An 18969-nucleotide genomic window follows, 5' to 3' on the forward strand; every position below is an offset into this window, starting at 1 on the left:
TAATTTTCTAAGCCAGCATATTTTTTAATATTCAATATTAATTCATCAATTTGAAAACTATTAAAGCACCCTTTTTAACTTGTATAGATTATACTGTTTCAAATAAAAAATTTGATTTAAAGTTAAACTTAGATTTGGATATGTTAGAAACTATTCCAAAACCATCTATTGATGAGTTGGCTTCTTATTATGAAAGTCCTGAATATATTTCACATACAGATTCTAAAAAATCTATCATTGATAAAGTATATCAATTTGTAAAAAAATATACGCTAAATCAAAAGTTGAAATTGTTGAATTCTTTTAATACAGCATCCAAAAATTTGTTAGATGTTGGTTGCGGAACTGGAGATTTTTTAGCAATATGTAATACAAACGGTTGGAATGTAATAGGAGTGGAGCCTAGTGAAAGTGCAAAAAATTTGGCGCTAAAAAAATTAGATAATACTTCTAAAATTCATCAAAATATATTTGAATTAGAAAATGAACGTTTTGATGTGATTACACTTTGGCATGTGTTAGAGCATGTTCCGGAATTGGAAGCCTATATTTTACAATTAAAAAAGTTGTTAAAACCAAATGGAGTTTTAGTAGTGGCGGTTCCTAATTACAAAAGTTTTGATGCACAATATTACAAACAATTTTGGGCAGCTTATGATGTACCGAGACATTTATGGCATTTTTCAAAAAAATCTATTCAAATGCTATTTTCTAAGAACCAAATGCGCGTAACAAAAATACTTCCTATGAAGTTTGATGCTTTTTATGTTTCACTTTTAAGTGAAAAGTATAAAACAGGAAAAAGTAATTTTTTACACGCTTTTTATATCGGATTGAAGTCGAATATAAAAGCAAGTAAAAAAATGAACTATTCTTCATTGATTTATGTGCTAAAAAGCGATAAAAACTCATTTTAAAGCAATTTAAGGCTGTTTTATTGCTTAAAACGATAATTATGTTTCGAAATTTATTTTAAGCCTTTAAATTAAGCTTAATAAATTCATTTTTAATAAATAAAATATATCGAAATAAAATTATTAATAAATATTATTAATACTGAAAATAATTCCTATAAATTTGGTTTTTGTTCATATATTCGCAGGAATTTTAAATAGCTAATAAAAATATAATAAAAAATGAAAAAATTACTAATAATAGCTTTTGCAGTTGTTTTAGCGTCTTGTAACCAAACAAAGGTTGCATATGTAGATGTAGAAGTTTTAATGAAAGATTATGAAGGAACTATAGCTTTAGAATCTAAAATGAAGGAAAAACAAGAGGCAAAAGCAAAAGAATTGGATAGTTTAACTGCACCTTTTCAAGCTAAAGTTCAAAATTATTACAAATCAGCACAATCTATGTCTCCTCAAAAAAGAGCAGAAGCTGAAGGAGCTTTACAACAAGAGCAACAATTTATTCAAGCGCAACAACAACAAGCTTCTCAAGAATTACAAACTGAAACCCAAGAAAGTTACGAAGCAATTACTAAAGTGGTTGATAGCTTAGTTGGTTCTTATGCAAAATCTAATGGTTTTAATATCATTTTTGGTACATCAGGTAAAGGTACAGTAATGTATGGTGATGAAAATTTAGATGTAACAAAACAAGTATTAGAAATGCTTAACAAAGAGTATTCTAAATAAGAATTTTATGGATTCATAAAAAAGCCCATTCAAATTTATTGAATGGGCTTTTTATTTTAGTTTGATTTTGAACCTGTAAACTGTTGTTCTTTAATTTTAAACAGAATATTAAAGGTGGTTAAACTTCCATATATTCTGGTGATGTATTGTTGCAAATCAACTTTGTCTTGATCATCTAAATTGCTTGAATTTATTTTTTGTTCCATCACTCTAATTCTGTCGCGCACCATAACAATTTTATGAAAAAAAGTATCAATAGGTATTTCTTTGCTTTGCAAATTAGTATCTTCTGGTTCTAAAATTAGTTTTCCGCCTTTCCATTTATCAGCAATCGGCACAATTTCAGAAATATCAGACCATTTTTTTAACATATTTTTGAGCATCGATTCTACTTCAGAAAAACTCATTGTATCTACTTCATCTTCAACAGCTTCTATAACTTCAAAAGTGCTATCTAAATCTATCGTTTCTAGTCCGTTTTCAATAAAAGTTACCCAATAATGTTTGGTGCTAACATTTGTTATTACACCCAAACCAAATTCCTCATGTTTAATGCGTGAACCTATTCCTAAAAGTTTCATAATCAATATATTAAGTTAATAAATAAATACCAATACAATTTAAAATAAAATACACTGTAATATTCATTGCGCCAGTATAATCCTTAGCAATGCGTTGTCCTATTAAAAATATTAAAAGTGTTAAAGCTGAAAGTTCTAAACCTATCTTTGCTACAATTAATGAGTTTTCAAACGCTAAAAAGTAACTACCGATTACTAATAATAGAAAAGTTATTGTTTCAAAAAACAGGATATTTATTAATAAAAGAGGCATCATTTTTTCTAGTAAAGTGCCTTTAAAATGATTGGTGTAATAGGCAACTGTTCCTTTCCAATCTGCTAATTTTTCGGTTACTGAAAAAATATAAGTAATGATAAAAAAAAGCAGGATTAATAGTTCGGCAGAATGTTGATTAAAAATAGACATAATCTAAGTTTTTATGAAGCCTCTTTAATGTGTAAAAGACGTGTTAATTTAATGGATAAATCCAATAAAATAATTTTAGGGTTTCCATTTCTTTCAATGTGATAAATAGCATCATTTAATTCGGTATTAATATCTAAAATATTTCCGCTATGAACAAAAGGAGCAAAGTTTTCTAGTTTAAAGCCTGGTGTTTTAGGCTCTAAAAAAACCAATTCATCGGCGCTATAATTTAACAATAATGCTTGTCTAAAAAATTGTAAACAATAGTTTAAAAAACGTTTTTGAGTTTCTCTTCCTGTTTTTGCAATGGTTTCGCTCCAGTTTATCAAATCTTGTATTACAGTAGCATTTCCTTTAGCTTTAAAAGCGGCTCTAATCCAAACAATAAACCATTGTTCAAATTGTTCATCAGAGTTGTCGTTATGAAATAAATGCAATGCTTTATTAAAATTACCATCGGCTTGTTGCGCAATTTGAGCTGCAATTGGCGGATCAGCATCTTCTCTTTCTATTAATCCTCTGGCAATATCAGCTTCAGATAATAACGGAAAATGTAAAGTTTGACAGCGAGATTTAATAGTTGTTATAATTTGTTCATCATCCTCAGTTATCAGTATAAAAACCGTTTTTTCAGGTGGTTCTTCTAATAGTTTTAATAATTTATTTGCGGCTGCAGAATTCATTTTTTCAGCCATCCAAATAATCATTACTTTATAACCACCTTCGTAACTTTTTAGCTTTAAAGATTTTACAATTTCTTCGGCTTCATCAACACCAATAATGCCTTGTTTATTTTCTATGCCAATAGATTGTAACCATTCAAAAAGGTTTCCATAAGGATTTGTTTGGATAAAAGTACGCCAATCTTCTAAAAATAAATTACTCACCGGATGTGATTTTACAACATCATTTGCGGCAACAGGAAATGCAAAATGTAAATCTGGATGCATTAATTTTTCGCATTTTAACTCGCTTGCTTCTTTGTTAGGACTGTTGTAGCTTAAAATATATTGCGCATATGCAATGGCCATTGGCAAAACGCCAGATCCTTCTTTGCCAACAAATAATTGCGCATGAGAAATTCTGCCATTATCAGTAGATTTTATTAAATGGCTTTTTAAATGTTCTTGACCTAAAATTTCAGAAAACTTCATTAAAGCGAAAGTAAAACATTTTTTTAATTTTTAAATTGTTTCAGTTTTAATTATTTGCACTGAAATCGCTTTCGTAAAAAACTGAACGCTTTCCTATAATTTCACTTATATTTGTAATACTAATTTAATAGAATTATGAAAACAATAAATGACATAAACTTTGAAGGAAAAAAAGCTTTAATTAGAGTAGATTTTAATGTGCCTTTAGATGAAAATTTTAATGTAACTGATGCAACTAGAATAGAAGCAGCAAAACCAACAATTATTAAGATTTTAGAAGATGGTGGAGCCGTAATTTTAATGTCGCATTTAGGAAGACCAAAAGGAGTTGAAGACAAATATTCACTAAAACATATTGTAGATAAAGTTTCTGAAATTATTGGAGTTGAAGTAAAATTTGCTTCAGACTGTGTTGGTGAAATTGCCGAAAATGCAGCTTCAAATTTAAAAATGGGCGAAGTTTTATTGTTAGAAAATTTACGTTTTTATGCTGAAGAAACAAAAGGCGATGAAGCTTTCTCAGAAAAATTATCAAAATTAGGAGATGTGTATGTAAACGATGCTTTTGGTACCGCTCACAGAGCGCATGCATCAACAACAATTGTTGCTAAATTCTTTCCAGAAGCAAAATGTTTTGGGGCTTTATTAGCACAAGAAATAATCAGTCTTAAAAAAATATTAGAAGAAGGTGAAAAACCAGTTTTAGCGGTTTTAGGAGGCTCTAAAGTTTCATCAAAAATTACAATTATTGAAAATATTTTAGATAAAGTAGATCACTTAATTATTGGTGGTGGAATGAGTTTTACATTTATTAAAGCACAAGGCGGAAAAATTGGAGACTCAATTTGTGAAGATGATAAACAAGATTTAGCTTTAGATATTTTAAAACAAGCAAAAGAAAAAGGAGTTCAAGTTCATATTCCTGTAGATGTTATTGCTGCTGATGCTTTTAGTAACGATGCAAACACGCAAGTTTGTGATATAAATAATATTCCTGATGGTTGGGAAGGTGTTGATGCTGGTCCAAAATCTCGAGAATTATTTGATAAAGTTGTAAACCAATGCAAAACTATTTTATGGAATGGTCCATTAGGAGTTTTTGAAATGGAAAGTTTTTCAAAAGGAACTATTGCACTTGGAAATTCAATTGCCAATGCAACTAAAAACGGAACTTTTTCACTCGTAGGTGGTGGAGATTCTGTTGCAGCAGTAAAACAATTTGGTTTTGAAAATAAAGTAAGTTATGTTTCAACTGGTGGTGGAGCTATGTTAGAAAGTTTAGAAGGAAAAACCTTACCAGGAATTGAAGCAATATTGAAATAAAAGTTTAATAGTTGAAGGGTTTAAAAGTGTAAACGCTTCGTATTTCAACAATAAAATGAAAACCGTCTCAAAATCTGTGACGGTTTTTTTATCTTCTTATTTTCTTTACTTTTATCACTTTAAAAATTTACCAATAAACTATTCAACTTTTACACATTTAAACTAGTAAAATGAAATACAGCAACATACCAAATACCACTATAAAAGTTAGTAAAATTTGCCTTGGAACAATGACTTTTGGTGAACAAAACTCTGAACAAGATGGTCACCAACAATTGAATTATGCTGTTGAGCAAGGTGTAAATTTTATTGATACAGCTGAGGCATATTCAGTTCCTGGAAGAAAGGAAACACAAGGAAGTACTGAAAGAATTATTGGCGCTTGGTTAAAAAATCAACAACGTGAAAAGTTGGTTGTAGCAACTAAAATTGCAGGTCCGCATGATTATTTTAACTACATAAGAGAAAACATGGAGTTTAAAAAACCAATAATTTTAGAAGCCATAAATAATAGTTTAAAGCGCTTGCAAACAGATTATGTAGATATTTACCAACTACATTGGCCTGAAAGAAATACCAATTATTTTGGAAAAAGAAATTATAAACACCACCCAAACGAAGCTTGGGAAGATAACTTTAAAGAAGTTATTGAAACTTTAGACGAATTGGTTAAAGAAGGAAAAATTCGTCATTATGGTGTTTCTAATGAAACCTCTTGGGGATTAATGCGTCAATTAACAGAAAGTACTTATAATAATTTAACGCGTTGTAAAACCATTCAAAATCCGTATTCATTATTAAACCGATTATTTGAAGTTAATTTAGCCGAAATTGCAATGCGAGAAAAAGTTGGCTTATTAGCATATTCACCTTTAGCATTCGGAACACTTACAGGTAAATATTTAAATGGAAAACTACCAGAAAATTCTCGTATAAAATTGTTTCCTCAATACAGTAGATACAGCAGTAATCAAGCGCAATTTTTAACCCAAAAATACCAAGATTTGGCCAATGAGCTAAATATCAGCCTAGCTCAACTTTCGTTAGCATTTGTAAATCAGCGTGAGTTTTTAACAGCAAACATTATTGGCGCAACAACAATTGAACAATTAAAAGAAAATATTGGTAGTATTCACGTGGAACTTTCTTCTGAAATTATTGAAAAAATAGATGAAATTCAAGATTTACAACCAAATCCAGCACCATAAAACAGTATAATTTTTTATGGGATATGATTTTTATCATAGTTTAAAGTTAAAAAATGCATAAAATTTGCATTATAGAAATGAATAGGAGATAATATTATCCTAATCTCTTTTATAAAATTTTTTAGCAATATGAAAAGACTTTTAAGAATTTTAATTCCACCCAAAGAATGGCTTGTGCCAGTAATAATTTTAGTGGGAGCCATGTCAGGTCTTACATTATATGCACTAATTGAATCAAAAGCAGTTTCGTATTTATCAGACGATCCAAAAACTTGTGCCAATTGCCATGTAATGACACCCCAATATACAACTTGGCAAAATAGTTCGCATAGAGAGTGGGCAAGTTGTAATGATTGCCATGTACCACAAGATAATTTTTTTAAAAAATACCTTTTTAAAGCAAAAGATGGTTTATACCATGCATCGGTATTTACTTCGCGTACTGAACCAGAAGTGATTAGAATGAAAGAGGCTGGAGTTGAAGTTGTACAAGCTAATTGTATTCGTTGTCATGAAAATCAAGTAACCGATGCTGCTTTAAGTGCTATGGTTGAAGATCATAAAGAATTAAGAACTACACGTAAATGTTGGGAATGTCATCAAGAGGTTCCTCACGGAAGCGTTCATAGTTTATCTTCGGTAAAATATTATGGAAAAATACCAGAAGAACATCAAGAAACCGTACCAGAATGGTTAGCTAAATATTTAAAAGAATCAGATAATAAAAAAGATAAAAAAGATGAGTAATACAAGAAAACCTTGGAAAAACTGGGTGCTGTTTTTAGCATCATTAGTAATTGTGTTTTTGTTAGGACTTTTAGTGTCTTCAATAACAACTCGTAAAATGGAGGCGAAGTTTGCATATACTCCGCTTGCAAAAATTAATAAATTAGAACCAAGAAATGAAGTTTGGGGAGAGAATTTTCCACGTGAATTTCAATCATACTATCAAACTGCAGATACAACCTTCCGTTCAAAATATAACGGAAATGCTATGATTGATATGTTAGACGAAGATCCAAGATTAGTAGTACTTTGGGCTGGATATGGTTTTTCTAAAGATTACAATCAAGGTCGTGGTCACGTATATGCTATTGATGATGTAACAAATACATTACGTACTGGTGGACCAACTGGACCAGATGATGGACCAATGCCTTCTACTTGTTGGACGTGTAAATCTCCAGACGTTCCACGTTTAATGAATGAAATTGGTGTAAATGAATATTACAGCGGAAAATGGGCGAGTAAAGGCGAGCAAATTGTGAATCCAATTGGTTGTGCAAACTGTCATGATGAAAAATCTATGAAGTTAACCATCACGCAACCTGCGTTAATTGAAGCTTTCCAACGTCAAGGAAAAGATATAACAAAAGCTTCTCATAATGAAATGCGTACATTGGTTTGCGCGCAATGTCACGTAGAATATTACTTTAATAAAGATTTACCAAATAGTAAAGGTATACCATATTTAGTTTTTCCATGGGATGAAGGTCAAACAGTTGAAGATATGGAAAAATATTATGATAATATTCAATTTAGTGATTGGACACACGCTATTAGTAAAGCGCCAATGTTAAAAGCACAACATCCTGGTTATGAGGTTTATAAAATGGGTATTCACGGAAAACGCGGTGTTTCTTGTGCTGATTGTCATATGCCATACAAAACAGAAGGTGGACAAAAATTTACAGATCACCACATTCAATCTCCTTTAAACAATGTGGCTAATTCTTGTCAAGTTTGTCATAGAGAGGAGAAAGAGGAATTAATTAAAAACGTTTTTGATAATCAAGATAAAATAATTGAAAACCGTGATCAGTTAGAGCGATTATTAGTTCGTGCGCACTTAGAAGCTGGAAAAGCTTGGGAGTTAGGAGCTACAGAAGCTCAAATGAAAGATATTTTACATGGTATTCGAATTGGTCAATGGCGTTGGGACTATGCAGCAGCATCACACGGAGGTTCTTTCCATGCACCAGTTGAATTAGGTAGAGTTATTGGTAAAGGGATTGATATTACGCAAGAAACCAGAATTAAATTAGCTAAATTGTTAGCAGAATTAGGCTTTAAAGGTGATATTCCATACCCAGCAATTGAAACAAAAGCAGCAGCTCAAAAGTTTATTGGCTTAGATATTGAAAAACTAAAAGCTGAAAAAGAAACTTTCAAAAAAGAGTTGTTACCAAAATGGAAAGCAGCTGCAAAAGAAAGAGAAGCAAAATATTAAAATTATTTGAAGTAGTTATTTTTTCATATACTTGTATCAACTACTAACTACTAATTAAATGAGTGAAAATAATATCAAAATTCAACGTGGTCTTTGGGAAAATCCTTGGGGTTACGTTGAATCTTTTTTTATAGGAATTGGTTTAATTGTAACCGGATTTTTTTTAGAAGTATTTGTTGCTTCAGATAAGGCATTTACAATGTCTTATCCGTTTAATATATATTTTTTAGTAGGTTATATTTTAGTACTATTTGTGTTATACAAGTGGTTTTATACTACCCAACTTATCCGATGGTTAACTAAAGTTCCGGCATCCATTTCAAGTATTGTATTAGTTACCTTGCTTGTAATGATTATGGGAATTATACCTCAAATTCCTTCACAAAATAACATTATAAACAATTTAGGTTTAAATCACATTACAAGCAATTGGGCTTTTTTATTAATCATTTTTCAATTTTTAACGTGTTTAGGCTTAATTTCAATCAAAAGAATTTTACAATTTAAATGGTCTAATTTCGGATTTATTTTAAATCATACCGGCTTATTTTTAGCCCTAATTGCAGGAATATTGGGTACGGGTGATTTACAACGTTTATCATTAAGTGTGTATGAAAACAAAGCTAATTTTATTGCTATCGATGAAAATAGAAATGAAGTTGAATTACCATTCGCCATTTATTTAAAAGATTTTTTAATTGATGAATACAATCCAAAATTAGCACTGGTCGACAACAAAAATGGAAGCATTGCACATAATGATGGTAAAAATTTATACTTAGTAGAAAAAGGAGAAACCTATTATTTTAATAATTTTGAAGTTAAAATTGATAAATTTTTCCCAAATGCTATCCGCTTTGGATCACGTTATGAAGTTGTAAACGAAATAGGTTCACCACCAGCTGCAAAAATTTCAGTTAAAAATATTGAAAACGATTCAATCCAAACAGCTTGGATTAGTAGCGGGAGTTTTCGTTATCCATACGAATCTTTAAAAATTAGTGAAGATTATTCTATAGTAATGACCATTCCTGAAGTGAAAAAATTCAGTTCAGATATTGATATTTTAACCAAACAAGGAGATCGCATTAGTACAGTTTTGGAAGTAAATAAACCATACAAATATAATGGTTGGAAAATTTACCAGTTAAGTTACGATGATAAAATGGGAAAATGGAGTAATTTAAGCGTTATAGAGCTGGTAAAAGACCCTTGGCTACCACTAACCTATATCGGAATTTTTATGATGATTTCGGGCGCTATTTATATGTTTTGGATGGGAAATAAAATAACTAAAAATAAAGAATAATGACGTGGATAGATTTTCCTTTATATAGCTCAATAATTATAATCCTTTGGATTATTGGCTTACTATTTTTAGTTATTTCCTATAAAAAGCAATCAGTTTTTAAAATTGCAACTGCAATGTTTGCAATTGGCTGGATTGTAATGATGCTGTTTGTGGTAAAATTATGGTTAGAGTTAGATAGACCACCAATGCGAACTTTAGGCGAAACTAGACTTTGGTACGCTACTTTTTTACCATTAATTGGTTTTGTAACATACGCGCGTTGGAAATATAAATGGTTTTTAGCTTATAGTTTTATAATGGCAAGTATGTTTTTGATAATTAATTATTTAAATCCAGAAACATATTCAAAAACCTTAATGCCAGCGTTGCAAAGTCCATGGTTTATTCCACATGTTTTGGTGTATTTATTTTCATATGCTGTGTTGGCGGCATCAAGCATAGTAGCTATAAAAGGTTGGTATGATAGTTACAAGGGAAACTTCAACATAGAAACGTTGAAATTGGCTGACAATTTAGTGTATATAGGCTTTGCATTTTTAACACTTGGTTTACTGTTTGGCGCACTTTGGGCAAAAGAAGCTTGGGGGCATTATTGGACTTGGGATCCTAAAGAAGTTTGGGCATTTTTAACTTGGATGGGTTATTTAATTTACATTCATTATCGTCATTTTCATATGCATAATAGCAAACAAGCACTTACCATTTTAGCGTTGGCATTTGTAGTTTTATTGGTATGTTGGTTTGGCGTTAACTATTTACCAGTTGCAAATACAAGTGTGCATACCTATACGCAATATTAACTTTTTGGGCGTTCCCCTCTGGGTCAGGCTTTCACTACTCGCTTTTTTTTGTTGAAAAAATCAAAAAAGAGCTCAAACAAACCGTTCAATCCTTAACGCAAATGGTGTTTAATAAAAAATCCTTACGTTGAAAATACATTCAAAATAAGGATTTTTGCTTTATAAAAAAGGTATTTTTAGTACCCTAATTTTTCTCTAACACGTTTTAATACATCAGCAGCAACTACTTTTGCTTTTTCAGCACCAATTGCTAAAGCTTTATCAACTTCATCTAAGTTTTCCATATAATAATTATAACGCGTTCTTTCTTTAGCAAATTTTGTAATTAACAAATCATAAAAAGCTTGTTTAGCGGTTCCATAGCCGTAATTACCACCTTCATAATTAGCTCTCATTTCAGCAATTTCAGCATCCGAAGCTAATAATTTATACAAAGCAAATAAATTACAAGTATCAGGATTTTTAGGTTCTTCTAACGGCGTAGAATCCGTTTTAATTTTCATAATTTGTTTACGCAGTTGCTTGTCTGGTAAAAATATATTAATAATATTTCCGCTAGATTTACTCATTTTTCCACCATCAGTACCCGGAACCCACATAGATCCTTCTTGTATTTTTGCTTCTGGCGGAACTAAAGTATCACCCATTTGGTGATTAAAGCGGTTTGCTACATCTCTCGTAATTTCTAAGTGTTGTAATTGGTCTTTTCCAACCGGAACAATTTCTGCATCATATAATAAAATATCAGCAGCCATTAACATTGGGTATCCAAATAAACCAGCATTTACATCCTCTAATCTATCTGCTTTATCTTTAAAACTATGTGCTAATGTTAAGCGTTGGTATGGAAAAAAACAACTTAAATACCAAGAAAGTTCGGTTACTTCAGGAATATCACTTTGTCTATAAAAAACTGTTTTATTTACATCTAATCCACAAGCAAGCCAAGTTGCTGCTACATTATAAGTGTTTTCTTTTAATTCTTTACCATTTTTTATTTGCGTTAATGAATGCAAATCGGCAATAAATAAAAACGATTCTTCTTTAGAATTATTTGCCATTTTAATAGCAGGGATAATTGCGCCTAATAAGTTTCCTAAGTGTGGAGTTCCTGTACTTTGAACACCTGTTAAAATTCTCGACATTTTTTCAAAATTTAAGTGGCAAAAATACATATTTTAAAAAGAAAATAAGAATAGAATTAAATATGTATTTTTGATGCTCATGAATTTATTTAAATACATATTTTATATTATTTGGCGCTGCTGGTTTTATGGCTGGGTATTATTTAGTATTATAGCTATCTTTCCTGTGTTGTTAATTGTAACATCATCAGAGAAGTTGTACCCAACTTTTTTTAAAATTGCGCAAGCTTGGGCAAATACCATTTTATTTGTAATGGGTTTTAAAATAGATTTATATGAAGAGCAAATAGTTGATAATACAAAAAGCTATATGTTTTGCCCCAATCACACTTCTATGATTGATATTATGGTTATGCTTTCTATTGCAAGAAATCCATTTGTATTTGTGGGAAAAAAAGAATTGACTAAAATTCCAATTTTTGGTTTTTTTTACAAACGTACCTGCATTATTGTTGATAGAAGTAATTCTAAAAGCAGGTTGGCCGTTTTTGAAGCTGCTAGAAAAAGATTGAGCAATGGGTTAGATGTTTGTATTTTTCCTGAAGGATTAGTGCCAGATGATGAAAGTATAGTTTTAAGCGAATTTAAAAATGGTGCTTTTCGTTTGGCAATAGAGCATAAAATACCTATTGTTCCTATGACGTTTTATGACTGTAAAAAGCGCTTTTCGTATACTTTTTTTAGTGGTAAACCAGGAAAATTACGTGTAAAAGTTCATAGTTTTTTGAGTACTAAAGGTCTTACACTTAAAGATTGCGATGCATTAAAAAAACAAACATATAATTTAATATACAACGAACTCGTTAATGATTTTAAGGCTACTAAATAGCTTTTATTTAATACAACCATATTTTGTAAATAATGAATTTAAAAAGAACTACTTATTATGATCCGAAAGAAGAAAAACTAAACGTTTTATCGCACGGAATAGGTTTAATTTTAAGTGTAGTTGCGTTAGTTTTATTAGTAGTATTTGCCAGTTTAGAAGGTGGTTTGTGGCATATTGTTAGTTTTAGTATTTACGGTGCAAGTTTAATTGTATTGTACGCTGCATCAACACTTTATCATTATGTTCAGAGTCCTAAATTACGATACAGATTAAATATTTTTGACCACGCATCTATTTATATTTTAATAGCAGGAACCTATACACCGTTTACTTTAGTTGTATTAGATGGTTGGGTTGGCTGGACTATTTTTGGTGTTTCTTGGGGATTGGCTTTAATAGGCGTAATTTTAAAGTTATTTTTTATTGGTAGGTTCGATAAAATCTCAACAATAGCCTATGTATTAATGGGTTGGCTAATTGTTTTTGCAATAAAACCTTTGGTACATAATTTACCTATTGAAGGTTTGTTGTGGTTACTGGCTGGTGGTGTTTTTTATACAATTGGAGCAGTTTTATACAGTATAAAAAGGATTAAATACAACCATGCAATTTTTCATATTTTTGTATTGTTGGGTAGTTTTAGTCATTTTATAGCGGTATTTTTTTATGTATTGCCCATAAAAAAGTAATATTTTAAATCATTTTTTTAGCTATTTTTTTTTGTAACTTCATTCCAAATTTGCTAATCCTTTAAATTCATTTTAAAATGAAAATAAAATACCTGTTTTTAACACTTATAGTTGGTGTTATTATGTTTTCGTGTAAAAAAGATGTAAACCAACAACCTGACAATATTTTTAAATTTCGTGACTATATTAGTTTCACTACTTCTGGGTTGGTTTCTATTGCAGATCCTATAAAAATTGATTTAGTTAAAGAAGTAGATTCTTGGGTAGCAAATACTGAAATTTCCTCAAAAATAATTAATATTTCGCCTGAAATTGAGGGGAAATTAACCGTTTTAAATAAAAGAAGTTTACTATTTCAACCTTCAAAAACTTTAGAGCAAAATACTGAATACACAGTAACTATTTTACTTCATAAAATATATAATAACATTCCTGCAGAATTTAAAACGTTCACGTTTAAATTTAAAACAATTCAGCAAAATTTTAGCATTAACACTACTAATTTTCAATCGTATAACAGAGAGTGGAAATATATTGAAGGGTTGGTTAAAACAACAGATGTTTTAACTTTAGAAAATGCAAAAACGGTACTTTCTGCATCGCAAAAAAATAAAAATTTAAAAATAAAATGGAATGAATCTGATTCGTTAAGCACACAATTTCAGTTTATTATAGATAGTGTTCAGCGTTTTGAAGAAGATTCGGAAGTTATTATTTCGTGGTCTGGAAATAAAATTAATGTTGAAAATGAAGGAGAAAGTACATTTAGAATTCCAGGCAAAAATAATTTTAGTATTTTAAATGTTGAAGTTATTCAATCTCCCGAACAGTATTTGAAAATAAATTTCTCCGACCCAATTAAAATGCAGCAAAACTTTGATGGATTGGTTGAAATTCAAAATAGCAACAATGTTACTTTTACGGTTGATAGAAATATTTTAAAAGTGTTTCCAAGCACTAGAATTGCCGGAAACGTTCAAGTAGAAGTTTTTCAAGGAATAACCAGTGTGGATGGCTATAAACTTAAAAATAATTTTTCAGAAATTATTGCTTTTGAGCAGTTAAAACCACAGGTTAGATTAATCTCTAGCGGTGTAATTTTACCAAATTCTAACGATTTAAAATTTAATTTTGAAGCTGTTAATTTAAAAGCTGTTGATGTAAGAATTATTAAAATTTTCGAAAATAATATTTTACAATTTTTGCAAACCGATAATTTAGGTGGCAATGATAGTTACGATATTAGAAGAGTTGGAAGAAGAATTGCCAAAAAAACTATAAATCTTCAAAAAAGTGAATTGGATGACAATGGTAAATGGAAAGCCTATTCCATAGATTTATCCACGCTAATAAAAGCTGATCCTGGTGCAATTTATAGAGTAGAATTAAGCATAAAACAAGCCTATTCTTTGTATAAATGTGATGGAACCGAAATTGCTTCAGAAAATACAAATGAAGATGAATATTATGAAGAAGATTTTTATGATAACAATCAAAATACCGCTGAATTATCCGATGATGAAGAGGAAAGAGAAGAACAATATTGGGATAATTTAATTTACAGTTATAACGACTATTATTATAATTGGCGCGATAGAGAAAATCCTTGTAAAAAAGCCTATTATGCCAATTATGATAACGTAGTTTCTGCAAATATTTTAGCATCAAACATTGGTGTTATTGCCAAAAAAGGAGAAAATAATTCGTATTTTTTTATAGTAACCGATATTTTAACAACAAATCCAATTGTTGGAGCAAAAGTTACTTTGTACAATTATCAACAACAGCCAATAGCTGAGTTAGAAACAGATAATAACGGTATTACTGGAATTGATGCAGATGTAATTGCCAGTTTTGCAATTGTTTCCAATGGTAGAAATAAAACCTATTTAAAATTAGACGATGGAAACGCACTTTCATTAAGCAATTTTAATATTTCTGGTAAAAAACTGCAAAAAGGGTTAAAAGGATTTTTATATGGAGAACGTGGCGTTTGGAGACCTGGAGATTCTATATATTTAACGTTTGTTTTAAATGATAATGGAAATCCATTACCAAAAGATCATCCAATAAAATTACAAGTTACAGATGCTCGCGGCAAATTATCCTTTAACCAAATTACTTCTAAAAATGTAAATGGAATTTATAGCTTTATTGTACCAACTTCCGATACAGATCCTACAGGAAATTGGAATAGCACAATTTCTGTTGGTGGCGCTAAATTTTACAAACAATTAAAAGTTGAAACTGTAAAACCAAACCGATTAAAAATCAATATAAATTTTACCGATGAGGTGCTAACTAATAACAATCCAATTAACGGAAAATTAGCAGTAAAATGGTTACAAGGTACACCAGCAAAAAATATAAAAGCAGAGGTAAATGCAAAATTCACCGCTAATTACAGTGCTTTTTCTGATAAGTTTCCAGATTATATTTTTAACGATCCAACACGTGAATTTTCTTCGGAAGAAATGAAAGTTTTTGAAGGAAATTTAAATGAAAACGGAACAGTTACTATCAACAAAAAAATAAATTTAGATAACAAAGCTCCAGGAATGTTAAATGTTGCTTTTTTATCTAAAGCTTATGAAAATGGTGGCGATTTTTCTATTGATGTTATTTCAAAAAAGTACGCTCCTTATAAAACATTTATTGGTTTAAAATTACCAAAACCAAAAGCGTATAATTCGTATGATACGGATGAGAATGTAACTTTTAATATAGCTACAATTACTGAAAACGGAAAGCCTATCGCTAAAAATAATTTAGATATTGAAGTGTATAAAATTGAGTGGCGTTGGTGGTGGAGCGCTTCACCAGATAATTTATCAACCTACGATGGAAGTAGTTTTCATAAACCATATAAAAAATTAAAAGTAGCTACAAATTCATCAGGAAAAGGAAGTTTTAAATTAAATATTCCTGATAATGATGGCGGAAGGTATTTAATTAGAATTATTGATAAAAACGGTGGTCACGCAACGGGTGCAACCGTATATTTTTATAAAAACTGGTGGAAACGTCCTTCTAATGATCCTGAAGGTTCTAAAATGTTGGTTTTTTCTTCGGATAAAGACAGCTATAATGTTGGTGAAACCGCGGTAATTACTTTTCCATCAGGTACAAACGGAAACGCTTTAATTAGTATTGAAAACGGAACCGAAGTTTTACAAAAAGTATGGCAAAAAACACAAAAAGGTGAAACTAAGGTAGAAATTCCAATTACTAAAGAAATGGCGCCAAATTTATTTGTAAATATTTCATTATTACAACCACACGCATCAACAGCTAACGATTTTCCGTTGCGTTTATATGGTGTTATTCCTTTATTGGTTGAAGATGCAAATACACGTTTAGAGCCAATTATTACTATGCCAAAAGTGTTAAAACCTGAAGAAAAATTTACGTTGAAATTAAAAGAAAAATCAGGTAAAAAAATGAGCTATACAATTGCTGTTGTTGAAGAAGGCTTGTTAGATTTAACACGTTACAAAACACCTGATATTTGGAATGCTTTTTACACCCGTGAAGCTTTAGGTGTAAAAACTTGGGATATTTTTGATGATGTAATTGGTGCTTATGGTGGTAAAATTGAGCAAGTTTTTGGAATTGGTGGTGATAGTGAAGCGGCTCCTGCAAAAAACAATAAAGCCAACAGATTTAAACCTGTAGTACGCTATTTAGGTCCGTTTACCTTAGAAAAAGGTAAAACCGCGAGTCATACCATTCAATTACCAAAATATATTGGTTCTGTGCGAACTATGGTTATTGCTGCAGATAACAAAAATGGTGCTTACGGAAATGCGGAATTTACATCACCAGTAAGAAAACCATTAATGATATTGGCTTCACTTCCTCGTAAATTAAGTCCTGGGGAAAAAGTAACCTTACCGGTTACTGTTTTTGCGTTAGAAAATAAGGTTAAAAATGTGCAGGTTAGTTTAAAGTTATCTAAGGGAATTAAAGTTGTTGGCGCTTCATCAAAAAATATTTCTTTTACAAATCCGGATGAAAAAATGACCAACTTTGAATTGGATATTACCAATGCAAAAGGCGTTGGAACAATTGAAGTTATTGCTGAAGGAAACGGAGAAAGATCCACCTATCAAGTTGAAATTGATGTGGTAAATCCAAATCCTGTTTCGTCAAAATCAATTAATATTGAATTGATGCCAAACGCTTCGCAAACTATCAATTTTTCAACTTTTGGAGTGAAAGGAAGTAATTTTGCAACGGTTGAGTTTTCAACCTTACCTTCTATGGATTTCACTGGAAGATTGCAGTATTTAATTCAATATCCGCACGGTTGTGTTGAGCAAACTACATCAAGTGTTTTTCCTCAGTTATTTTTAAGCGATATTTTTGATATTACCTATCAGCAAAAACAAGAAATAACAAATAATATAAAAGAAGCAATTGAGCGTTTAGGAAGTTTTCAAACACCAAACGGAGGTTTAAGTTATTGGTTAGGACAAAATTTTGCAAACGATTGGGGAACAAGTTATGCGGGTCATTTTATGATTGAAGCTTCAAAAAAAGGCTATGTTTTACCGCCAACATTTATATCAAACTGGTTAAAATATCAAAAACAAGCGGCTAGAGATTGGCGTTCTGGTAGTAATTTTTCCGATTTGGCACAAGCATACAGGTTGTACACATTGGCTTTGGCTGGTTATCCAGATTTATCTTCAATGAATCGTTTACGTGAGTACAGTGGTTTGTCAAATGACGCAAAATGGCGTTTGGCAGCAGCTTATGCTTTAGCTGGACAAAAAGAAGCAGCTATAAAAATTTCGAATACAGCCAATTTAAATTTTGAAAGTAAATACGGTGATTATTATACCTATGGATCTGTAGACAGAAACAGAGCAATGGCTATGGAAACAATGTTGTTAACAGGTAATTCAGCATCAAAAGAATTGGCTAAATATATTGCAAAACGCTTATCATCAAATAGCTGGATGAGTACGCAAACAACGGCTTATAGTTTACTTTCAATGGCTAAAATGGTTGAAATTAATGGCGGAAAATCTATGAAACTTCAATATACAATCAATAGCAATAAATCAGAAAGTATCGATTCAAAATTTGCAATTGCACAGCGTAAATTAGCTATTAATGAAGGTGAAAACACGATTTCAATAGTGAATAAAGAAGCCAACTTGGTATTTGTAAATGTTATAACCAGCGGAATTTTACCTTTAGGTGAAGAAATTATTGAAAAACGCGGTTTAGGAGTTAGTGTTGTTTATAAAAATATAGAAGGAAAATATATTGATGTTTCAAAATTAGCGCAGGGAACAGAATTTGAAGCGCAAGTAACCATTAGTAATTTAAAACAAGAAACGGTTCAAAATGTGGCTTTAACACAGATATTTCCATCAGGTTGGGAAATTGTAAATACCAGATTTACCGATTTTGGAAGTACAACCACTGGTGGAAGTAATTATACGGATATAAAAGATGATCACGTTAACTTTTATTTTTATTTAAAACGTAACGAAACAAAGACCTTTAAAGTGTTGTTAAATGCATCGTATTTAGGAACTTACTATTTGTATGGATTACAAGCTGAAGCCATGTATGATAACGATTATTTTACGCGAACAAAAGGCCAATGGATTGAGGTTTTGAAACCGTAATTTT

At 30.7% G+C, this 18969-nt stretch carries 15 protein-coding genes; 11 read left to right on the forward strand and 4 right to left on the reverse strand.

Annotated elements, in window-relative coordinates:
• Positions 1-50 precede the first annotated feature (50 nt).
• A complete protein-coding gene (locus BM335_RS04595) occupies positions 51-917 on the forward strand; it encodes a class I SAM-dependent methyltransferase (protein WP_245780605.1) in 867 nt (288 codons plus the stop codon).
• Between the two features lie 219 nt (positions 918-1136).
• The gene (locus BM335_RS04600) at positions 1137-1643 is read left to right on the forward strand and encodes an OmpH/Skp family outer membrane protein (RefSeq protein ID WP_090223608.1); all 507 of its coding nucleotides are present in this window, start codon (positions 1137-1139) and stop codon (positions 1641-1643) included.
• Between the two features lie 56 nt (positions 1644-1699).
• Here BM335_RS04600 and BM335_RS04605 read toward each other — a convergent pair whose 3' ends face one another.
• Genes BM335_RS04605 through BM335_RS04615 form a run of 3 tightly spaced genes read right to left on the reverse strand, consistent with a single transcriptional unit; the run spans position 1700 to position 3784 of the window.
• Positions 1700-2224, reverse strand: a complete 525-nt coding sequence (locus BM335_RS04605; RefSeq protein ID WP_090223611.1) for a hypothetical protein — start codon at positions 2222-2224, stop codon at positions 1700-1702.
• A gap of 10 nt (positions 2225-2234) precedes the next feature.
• The gene (locus BM335_RS04610) at positions 2235-2630 is read right to left on the reverse strand and encodes a hypothetical protein (protein ID WP_090223613.1); all 396 of its coding nucleotides are present in this window, start codon (positions 2628-2630) and stop codon (positions 2235-2237) included.
• Positions 2631-2641: 11 nt separating this feature from the next.
• On the reverse strand, positions 2642-3784 hold the full coding sequence (locus BM335_RS04615; RefSeq protein WP_090223616.1) for a DNA polymerase III subunit: 1143 nt from the start codon (positions 3782-3784) through the stop codon (positions 2642-2644).
• A gap of 135 nt (positions 3785-3919) precedes the next feature.
• Here BM335_RS04615 and BM335_RS04620 point away from each other — a divergent pair, with 135 nt between their 5' ends.
• The 6 genes from BM335_RS04620 to ccsA all read left to right on the forward strand — a co-directional run bounded on the left by BM335_RS04620 (position 3920) and on the right by ccsA (position 10657).
• Complete coding sequence (locus tag BM335_RS04620; protein WP_090223618.1) at positions 3920-5107, forward strand: phosphoglycerate kinase; 1188 nt, start codon at positions 3920-3922, stop codon at positions 5105-5107.
• A gap of 170 nt (positions 5108-5277) precedes the next feature.
• Positions 5278-6315 (forward strand): aldo/keto reductase, encoded by a 1038-nt coding sequence (locus tag BM335_RS04625; RefSeq protein WP_090223620.1) that lies wholly within the window; start codon positions 5278-5280, stop codon positions 6313-6315.
• A 129-nt stretch (positions 6316-6444) separates the two neighbouring features.
• Positions 6445-7062, forward strand: coding sequence for a cytochrome c nitrite reductase small subunit (nrfH, locus tag BM335_RS04630; protein ID WP_090223622.1), 618 nt, complete (start codon positions 6445-6447; stop codon positions 7060-7062).
• A complete protein-coding gene (gene nrfA / locus BM335_RS04635) occupies positions 7055-8545 on the forward strand; it encodes an ammonia-forming cytochrome c nitrite reductase (RefSeq protein ID WP_090223624.1) in 1491 nt (496 codons plus the stop codon). The genes nrfH and nrfA overlap by 8 nt, the downstream gene beginning before the upstream one ends.
• Before the next feature lie 58 nt (positions 8546-8603).
• A complete protein-coding gene (locus tag BM335_RS04640; RefSeq protein WP_090223627.1) occupies positions 8604-9854 on the forward strand; it encodes a cytochrome c biogenesis ResB family protein in 1251 nt (416 codons plus the stop codon).
• On the forward strand, positions 9854-10657 hold the full coding sequence (gene ccsA / locus BM335_RS04645) for a cytochrome c biogenesis protein CcsA (RefSeq protein ID WP_090223629.1): 804 nt from the start codon (positions 9854-9856) through the stop codon (positions 10655-10657). The genes BM335_RS04640 and ccsA overlap by 1 nt, the downstream gene beginning before the upstream one ends.
• Before the next feature lie 176 nt (positions 10658-10833).
• Here the strand turns inward: ccsA and trpS are convergent, their stop codons facing one another.
• The gene (trpS, locus tag BM335_RS04650) at positions 10834-11802 is read right to left on the reverse strand and encodes a tryptophan--tRNA ligase (RefSeq protein WP_090223631.1); all 969 of its coding nucleotides are present in this window, start codon (positions 11800-11802) and stop codon (positions 10834-10836) included.
• 79 nt (positions 11803-11881) lie between these two features.
• Between trpS and BM335_RS04655 the strand changes: the two genes are divergently transcribed.
• The 3 genes from BM335_RS04655 to BM335_RS04665 all read left to right on the forward strand — a co-directional run bounded on the left by BM335_RS04655 (position 11882) and on the right by BM335_RS04665 (position 18965).
• Positions 11882-12631: a lysophospholipid acyltransferase family protein gene (locus tag BM335_RS04655; protein WP_090223634.1), complete on the forward strand. Its 750-nt coding sequence runs from the start codon at positions 11882-11884 to the stop codon at positions 12629-12631.
• Positions 12632-12663: 32 nt separating this feature from the next.
• Positions 12664-13320: a PAQR family membrane homeostasis protein TrhA gene (trhA, locus tag BM335_RS04660; protein WP_090223636.1), complete on the forward strand. Its 657-nt coding sequence runs from the start codon at positions 12664-12666 to the stop codon at positions 13318-13320.
• A gap of 77 nt (positions 13321-13397) precedes the next feature.
• Positions 13398-18965 (forward strand): alpha-2-macroglobulin family protein, encoded by a 5568-nt coding sequence (locus tag BM335_RS04665; RefSeq protein ID WP_090223638.1) that lies wholly within the window; start codon positions 13398-13400, stop codon positions 18963-18965.
• The last annotated feature ends 4 nt before the right edge of the window (positions 18966-18969 follow it).

It is taken from the genome of Lutibacter maritimus (genome assembly GCF_900116115.1).
Classification (GTDB): Bacteria; Bacteroidota; Bacteroidia; order Flavobacteriales; family Flavobacteriaceae; genus Lutibacter; species Lutibacter maritimus.

Bases quoted from the DNA above. Each gene is read 5' to 3' on its own strand.
- BM335_RS04600 (WP_090223608.1), top strand. From the start codon at position 1,137: ATGAAAAAATTACTAATAATAGCTTTTGCAGTTGTTTTAGCGTCTTGT.
- BM335_RS04605 (WP_090223611.1), bottom strand. From the start codon at position 2,224: ATGAAACTTTTAGGAATAGGTTCACGCATTAAACATGAGGAATTTGGT.
- BM335_RS04610 (WP_090223613.1), bottom strand. From the start codon at position 2,630: ATGTCTATTTTTAATCAACATTCTGCCGAACTATTAATCCTGCTTTTT.
- BM335_RS04615 (WP_090223616.1), bottom strand. From the start codon at position 3,784: ATGAAGTTTTCTGAAATTTTAGGTCAAGAACATTTAAAAAGCCATTTA.
- BM335_RS04620 (WP_090223618.1), top strand. From the start codon at position 3,920: ATGAAAACAATAAATGACATAAACTTTGAAGGAAAAAAAGCTTTAATT.
- BM335_RS04625 (WP_090223620.1), top strand. From the start codon at position 5,278: ATGAAATACAGCAACATACCAAATACCACTATAAAAGTTAGTAAAATT.
- nrfH (WP_090223622.1), top strand. From the start codon at position 6,445: ATGAAAAGACTTTTAAGAATTTTAATTCCACCCAAAGAATGGCTTGTG.
- nrfA (WP_090223624.1), top strand. From the start codon at position 7,055: ATGAGTAATACAAGAAAACCTTGGAAAAACTGGGTGCTGTTTTTAGCA.
- BM335_RS04640 (WP_090223627.1), top strand. From the start codon at position 8,604: ATGAGTGAAAATAATATCAAAATTCAACGTGGTCTTTGGGAAAATCCT.
- ccsA (WP_090223629.1), top strand. From the start codon at position 9,854: ATGACGTGGATAGATTTTCCTTTATATAGCTCAATAATTATAATCCTT.
- trpS (WP_090223631.1), bottom strand. From the start codon at position 11,802: ATGTCGAGAATTTTAACAGGTGTTCAAAGTACAGGAACTCCACACTTA.
- BM335_RS04655 (WP_090223634.1), top strand. From the start codon at position 11,882: ATGAATTTATTTAAATACATATTTTATATTATTTGGCGCTGCTGGTTT.
- trhA (WP_090223636.1), top strand. From the start codon at position 12,664: ATGAATTTAAAAAGAACTACTTATTATGATCCGAAAGAAGAAAAACTA.
- BM335_RS04665 (WP_090223638.1), top strand. From the start codon at position 13,398: ATGAAAATAAAATACCTGTTTTTAACACTTATAGTTGGTGTTATTATG.